The sequence below is a fragment of the Ideonella azotifigens genome (assembly GCF_006519715.1).
Lineage (GTDB): Bacteria > Pseudomonadota > Gammaproteobacteria > Burkholderiales > Burkholderiaceae_C > Ideonella > Ideonella azotifigens.
Genome location: NZ_VIDT01000317.1, coordinates 1 through 6,235 on the forward strand (window position 1 = coordinate 1; position 6,235 = coordinate 6,235).

Annotated in this window: 6 protein-coding genes; 3 read left to right on the plus strand and 3 right to left on the minus strand. The window is 68.2% G+C overall.

What is annotated here, in order from left to right; genetic code table 11:
- A partial coding sequence (locus FKP22_RS32195) for a hypothetical protein (protein WP_211361451.1) occupies positions 1 to 377 on the plus strand: 377 nt, incomplete at its 5' end.
- A gap of 236 nt (positions 378 to 613) precedes the next feature.
- Entirely contained in the window at positions 614 to 2,449 is a 1,836-nt protein-coding gene (locus FKP22_RS18030; protein WP_170200946.1) for an ATP-binding protein, read from the plus strand.
- Positions 2,450 to 2,459: 10 nt separating this feature from the next.
- On the opposite strand, the gene FKP22_RS18035 is transcribed toward FKP22_RS18030, so the two are convergent.
- Complete coding sequence (locus FKP22_RS18035) at positions 2,460 to 3,299, minus strand: metal-dependent hydrolase (RefSeq protein WP_141288987.1); 840 nt, start codon at positions 3,297 to 3,299, stop codon at positions 2,460 to 2,462.
- A gap of 33 nt (positions 3,300 to 3,332) precedes the next feature.
- On the minus strand, positions 3,333 to 3,557 hold the full coding sequence (locus tag FKP22_RS18040; protein ID WP_141288990.1) for a SlyX family protein: 225 nt from the start codon (positions 3,555 to 3,557) through the stop codon (positions 3,333 to 3,335).
- A 104-nt stretch (positions 3,558 to 3,661) separates the two neighbouring features.
- Between FKP22_RS18040 and FKP22_RS18045 the strand changes: the two genes are divergently transcribed.
- Positions 3,662 to 5,695, plus strand: a complete 2,034-nt coding sequence (locus FKP22_RS18045) for an oxidoreductase (protein ID WP_141288992.1) — start codon at positions 3,662 to 3,664, stop codon at positions 5,693 to 5,695.
- Positions 5,696 to 5,782: 87 nt separating this feature from the next.
- Here FKP22_RS18045 and FKP22_RS18050 read toward each other — a convergent pair whose 3' ends face one another.
- Positions 5,783 to 6,001 carry a YMGG-like glycine zipper-containing protein gene (locus FKP22_RS18050; RefSeq protein WP_141288994.1) on the minus strand — a complete coding sequence of 73 codons (219 nt, stop codon included), beginning with the start codon at positions 5,999 to 6,001 and terminating at the stop codon, positions 5,783 to 5,785.
- Positions 6,002 to 6,235: the final 234 nt, after the last annotated feature.

Sequence of the window (6,235 nt, forward strand, 5' to 3'; positions counted from 1 at the left end):
AGATCAAGGCCGAGCGGCGAGCCCATCTGGCGGCCCAGCGTGCAGAACGCGACGCCGCCCGGAAAGCGGCCGAGATCGCGTCATCCCCTCGCCGCGCGTTGCGCGCCGCCATGCAGGCTGCGGCAGCCGCCCCCGCGCCTGAAGGTGGCGCGCCGCAGGAGACTCATGCCCCGCTGCTGCCGCTCATCCGCTGGCCATTGGTCATCGCCCAGGCGGCCCTGCTGGTCTACCTCTCGGTCAAGCTCAAAAGCCCCGGGCTGTTCCTGGCGGGTGGGCTTTGGCTGGGCTGGCGGGTGATGCGGCGCAAGTTCGGCTGGCCCTCGTATTTCCTGGCCCTGTTCGTCATCGGCTTCGTCGCTGGCATCCTGCACCTTTGACGACGCTTCAACCGCCACCGTCAGGCCGGCGTGGCCGGCCCGATGGCGTAGCCCTTTCAGACAATGTTGAGGTCAACCGCAACCCCGTCGGCAACAGCAAGCGGCAGTGGGCAGCGCCCACGTTGCAGCCCCATGCAAGGGCTTCGGAAAAGACTGCGGCAAGGCCGCGACAAAGCGCAAACAAGTTCGCGCTGATCCGGCCTTTGTCGCCATCTGCTGCCCCGACAATGTGCGCCATGTTTGCGGAAGCCCCCCGTTCGCCGCCCTCCTCTTTCCTGCCCGACCTGGACCGCCTCAGCGACGAGGCGACCGACCTGGCGCTGCGCCGCGAGGCCATTCGCTTCACGATGGGGTTTGTCTGGCACAGCGTGCCGCTGATGGCCCTGGTCGTGGCGATGATGCTGTGGCTGGTGCGCCACCGGCCGGAGGCCTGGCCGCTGGCCGCGCTGGTGGCCTTGCTGGCAATCGCCAGTTGCACAGGCCGCGTGCTGCTGCAGCGTGAGAGCCGGCAGGCGGAGCTGCAGGAGCCCGCCGAACTGCGCCGCTTCGAGCGCCGCATGGCCTGGTACCACGGGCTGTGCTGTGCGGCGTGGATCATCGCCACGCCAGGCCTTTATGCGTTCCTGGACGCAGAGGGGCGCGCAATCTACACGGTGCTGCTGGCCGGCTCGGCGTCGCTGTCCTGCTTCTACATGGCCATGGCCGGGCGCTGGGGTGAAGGCGTGCTGCTCGCGGTGCTGGTGCCGCTGGTGGTCCAGACCCTGTTGCCAGGCACACGTTCGTGGCCGATGGCGCTGGTGGCGCTGGCTTTCCTGGCCGGGCTGTGGCGGGTGCTGCATGCCGTGCGCCGCACCACCATGCTGGCCATTCGCCGCGGCTTCCAGGCGGACGTGCACAACCAGGCGCTGCGCGAGGCCATGGCCCAGGCAGAAGAAGCGGCCGCGGCCAAGTCGCGTTTCCTGGCGACCATGAGCCACGAGATCCGCACGCCGATGAATGGCGTGCTGGGGGCCTTGAGCCTGCTGGGCAGCGCGCCGCTTTCGCCCGAAAACGCCAAGCTGCTGGAAGTGGCGCGGCAGTCCAGCGAAAGCCTGCTGGACGTGCTGAACGACGTGCTGGACTACTCGAAGATCGAGGCCGGCCACCTGGACCTGCACGACAACCCGGCCCAGCTGGCGCAACTGGCCGGCGGCGTGCATGCGCTGTTCGCCGCCAGTGCAGACGCGAAGAGCCTGCCGCTGAAGCTGGCGATGGCCCACGGCCTGCCGAGCTGGATCAGCGTGGACGAGCACCGGCTGCGCCAGGTGCTGATGAACCTGGTGGCCAACGCACTGAAGTTCACGCCTTCGGGCAGCGTCACGCTGCGGCTGCGGCCAGCCGGCATCAGCGGCGGCCAGCCGCTGATCCGCTTCGAGGTCGAGGATACCGGCATCGGCATTCCGCCCGAGCGCATGTCGCAGCTGTTCCAGCCCTTCCAGCAGGTGGACCAGGGGCACCAGCGCGCGTTTGGCGGCAGCGGCCTGGGGCTGGCCATCTCGCAGCGGCTGGTGGAGCGCATGGGCAGCCGCATCGATGTGCGCAGCGTGCCCGGCCAGGGCAGCTGCTTCGGCTTCACGCTGCGCCTGCCGCTGGCCCATGCGCCGGCTGCGCAGCCGGTGGCGCCGGTGGCGGAGGCTGCGTCCACACTCAGTGGCCGCGTGCTGGTGGCCGAAGACAACGCTGTGAACCTGATGATTGCCGCGCAGCTGCTGCGCGACATGGGGCTGACGGTGCTCGAAGCGCACGACGGCGAAGAAGCGCTGGAAACCCTGCGCAGCGAGCCGGTCGACCTGGTGCTGATGGACGGCCAGATGCCGGTGATGGATGGCTACGCTGCCACCCGCGCCTGGCGCGCCCACGAGCAGGCCAACGGGCTGCCGCGCCGGCCCATCATGGCGCTGACGGCCAATGCACTGCCGGAAGACGTGCGCATGGCGCTGGACGCCGGCATGGACGACCACCTCGCCAAGCCCTACGGCCCGGGTGAGCTGAAGGCGCTGCTGGCACAGTGGCTGCCGCGCACGCCGGGTTGAATTCGGGCCCTCAAGCCGCGGCGCGATGCTGCGGCGGGTTCACCGGCACGGCCCTGTCCGCATGCTGGGCCAGCCACTCGTGGGCCAGCTCGTCGTCCTGCTGTGAGGGATGGAAGTCGGTGTGCAGGTAGCGGCGCCAGGGTCCAAACAGCTCGCGCACCAGTCCGCCCTGGCCGAACAGGAAGCGCGCGCCGCTGGACCAGGTGGACAGGCGCCACAGGCTGCGGTCGTGCCAGAGGTTGTTCACCGTCTGGCGCAACAGGTCGGTGGTGAAGTGCCAGGTCACGATGTAGAACAGCCGGCGCCGCCAACGCACGTCGCCGCCCAGCGCGTAGTACAGGTCGAAGGCCGTGCAGCGGTGCTCGGACTCTTCGCTGGCATGCCAGCGCCACAGCAGCTGCAGCCGCTCCTCGGTGCCGGCCAGCGGCGCTTCGAAGCTCAGCAGGTGCTCGGCCATGATGGCGGTGAAATGCTCGGTGGCGGCGGTCAGCCCCAGCCAGACCCGGGGCTCCATGCCTTCGAGCCGCTTCAGGCGATGTTGGATGCGCCCTTCCCAGTGGTTCACCAGGCCTTGATGCTGCAGGTGCTGGTTGAACAGCTGGTGGATGCGCCGGTGCGTGGCCTCCTGGCCGATGAAGCCTTTGGCCTCGGCTTCGTGGCGCTCACGCAGCTCGGGCGAGAGCGTCTGCAGCCCGAGCTTCACCGAGTCGATGAAAAACTGCTCGCCCAGCGGGAAGCTCATCGACAGCGCGTTGAAGAAGGCCGTGCGGAAGGCGTCTCCCCCGTTCCAATGACGCGTCAGCGGCGTTTCCATGTCGATCAGCAATCGACGAATCACCAAATCTGTCATCACGGCTCCTTTCGGGGGGCATGAGCGCCGCAATCAGTAGTGCGGCGGCAGGTCGTCTCGCAGGCTGCGGAATTCGCCATTGCCGCTTTGCGTGGGCACTTGCTGGCGCAGTTGACGCAGTTCGTTGATCAGCAGGTCGAGCTGCTGCTGCTGGCGCACGATGACCTCGTTGAGCTGTTCGACCAGGTCTTCGGTGAAGCTGGCCTTGATTTCCAGCGCCACGAGGCGTTGTTCGACTTGTTCGGAATCTGCAGGCATGAAGGTAAAGGATAGGCCGGCACAACGGATCGGGAAAATCCCCGCCGTCGGATGGGCCATGCACTCTAACAATCGCCGGTTGCCCAGCTTCAAGACCATCCCCCATGTCCACGCCCTACCCTCATTTGCTGCAACCCTTGGACCTGGGCTTCACGACGCTGAAAAACCGCGTGCTGATGGGCTCGATGCACACCGGCCTGGAAGATGGCCGCGACCTGCGCAGGCTGGCCGCCTATTTCGCCGAACGCGCGCAGGGCGAGGTCGGCCTCATCGTCACCGGCGGCTTTGCGCCCAACATCGTCGGCTGGGCCAAGCCTTTTGCCGGCATGCTGGCCAGCAGCGGCGCAGCCCGGCGGCACCGGGTGGTGACCGATGCCGTGCATGCCGAAGGCGGCAAGATCGCGCTGCAGATCCTGCACACCGGGCGCTACGCCTACCACCCGCTGGCAGTCGCCCCTTCGCGCATCAAGTCGCCGATCTCGCCGTTCACGCCGCGTGCGCTGTCTGGCGCCGGCGTGGAGCGGCAGATCGCCGCCTTCGTGCGCTGTGCCCGGCTGGCGCGCGAGGCGGGTTATGACGGCGTGGAGATCATGGGCAGCGAGGGCTACCTGATCAACCAGTTCATCGCCGCACCGACCAACCAACGCGAAGACCAATGGGGCGGCGCCTACGAAAACCGCATGCGCCTGCCGGTGGAGATCGTGCGGCGCACACGCGATGCACTCGGGCCGGACTTCATCCTCATCTACCGCCTCTCGATGATCGACCTGATCCCCGGTGGCTCCAGCTGGGAAGAGGTGGTGCAACTGGCCCAGGCCATCGAGGCGGCCGGGGCCACGCTGCTGAACACCGGCATTGGCTGGCACGAGGCCCGGGTGCCGACGATTGCCACCAGCGTGCCGCGCGCCGCCTTCGCCTGGGTCACGCGCAAGATGCGCGAGCACGTGCGCATTCCGCTGATCACCAGCAACCGCATCAACACGCCCGAGGTGGCCGAGCAGTTGCTCGCCGCGGGGGATGCCGACATGGTCTCGATGGCCAGGCCGCTGCTGGCCGACGCCCAGTTCGTCAAGAAGGCACGCGAAGGCCGGGCGCAGGACATCAACACCTGCATCGCCTGCAACCAGGCTTGCCTGGACCACATCTTCGTCAACAAGCTGACGAGCTGCCTGGTCAACCCGCGGGCCTGCCACGAGACGGAGATCCGCCTGCTGCCCACGACGCACCGCAAGCGCATCGGCGTGGTGGGCGCAGGGCCTGCCGGGCTGTCGGCCGCGACCACGCTGGCCGAGCGCGGCCACGAGGTGCACCTGTACGACAGCGCGGCCGAGGTGGGCGGCCAGCTGAACCTGGCCAAGCGTGTGCCGGGCAAGGAGGAGTTCCACGAGACGCTGCGCTACTGGGCGCGGCGCGTGGAAGTGACCGGCGTGCGGCTGCACCTGAACACGCGCGTGGACGCCGCGGCGCTGCAGGCCGAAGGGTTCGACGAAGTGGTGATCGCCTCCGGCGTATTGCCCCGGGACCCGAAGATTCCCGGCCGGTCGCATGCCAAGGTGCTGCGCTACCTGGATGTGCTGCAAGGCGCGGCTGTGGGTGAGCGCGTGGCGGTCATTGGTGCCGGTGGCATTGGCTTCGACGTGGCCGAATTCCTGGTTCATGACGGTCACTCCAGCACCTTGGACCTGCCGGCCTGGCAGGCCGAATGGGGTGTGACCGACCCGGCGCTGGCACGCGGTGGACTGGCCACCGAAATGCCGCCGCAGGTGCCGGCCAAACGCCAGGTGACGCTGCTGCAGCGCAAGGCCGGCAAGCTGGGTGCGGGGCTGGGCAAGACCACCGGCTGGATCCACCGCGCAGCGCTGAAGCAGCGCGGCGTGCGCATGCTGGGCGGGCTGAACTACGAGCGCATCGGGGACGAAGGCCTGCTGGTCAGCGAAGGCGAGCAGCGCGAGAACCAGCGCTGGCTGGCGGTCGACCACATCGTACTGTGCGCGGGCCAGGAATCGCTGCGGGAACTGCAGGCGCCGCTAGAAGCTGCGGGCATCAAGGTGCACATGATCGGGGGCGCCAAACAAGCCGGCGAGCTGGACGCCAAGCGCGCGATCGACCAAGGGGTGCGGCTCGGCGCGATGCTCTGAGCCCTCCGGAGATCCCATGGGAAGGCTGGTTGCACCGGCCGAGCCGCAGCGGCCTGCACAAGGCAGGCCGCGAACTCGAAGCAGGAATTACTTCTTGCTGTTTTCGTTGCCGATCACGCCACCGATGACGCCGCCAGCAACAGCGCCGCCGGTGGTGCCGCCGGTGATGACGGAACCTGCAATCGCGCCGAGGCCGGCACCGACTGCCGTGTCACGGGTCTGGTTGGACATGCCGGCGCAAGCCGTCAGCGAAATCAGCGAGGCGCTCAGGGCGGCCACGGCGGCCAGACGGAGGGATGAAGACATGGTGTGAACTCCTTTGGGGTTGGCGGCACTGCGATGCCTGGATCAGGCGCCGACCCATGTGCCGAGGTCAGTGATGTGGAGTCTGGACCTGCGCAAGCATCTCGCTCATCGGTCATGGCCCTCTCCGGCTGTCAGACCAGGACGACGCGCGGCCAGGCAGGTCTTTGCAACCCATGTGGCCCTGCAGGCGCGGCACCTCGCTTGCCCTGGGGCAAAACGATCGTGCGCGACCGC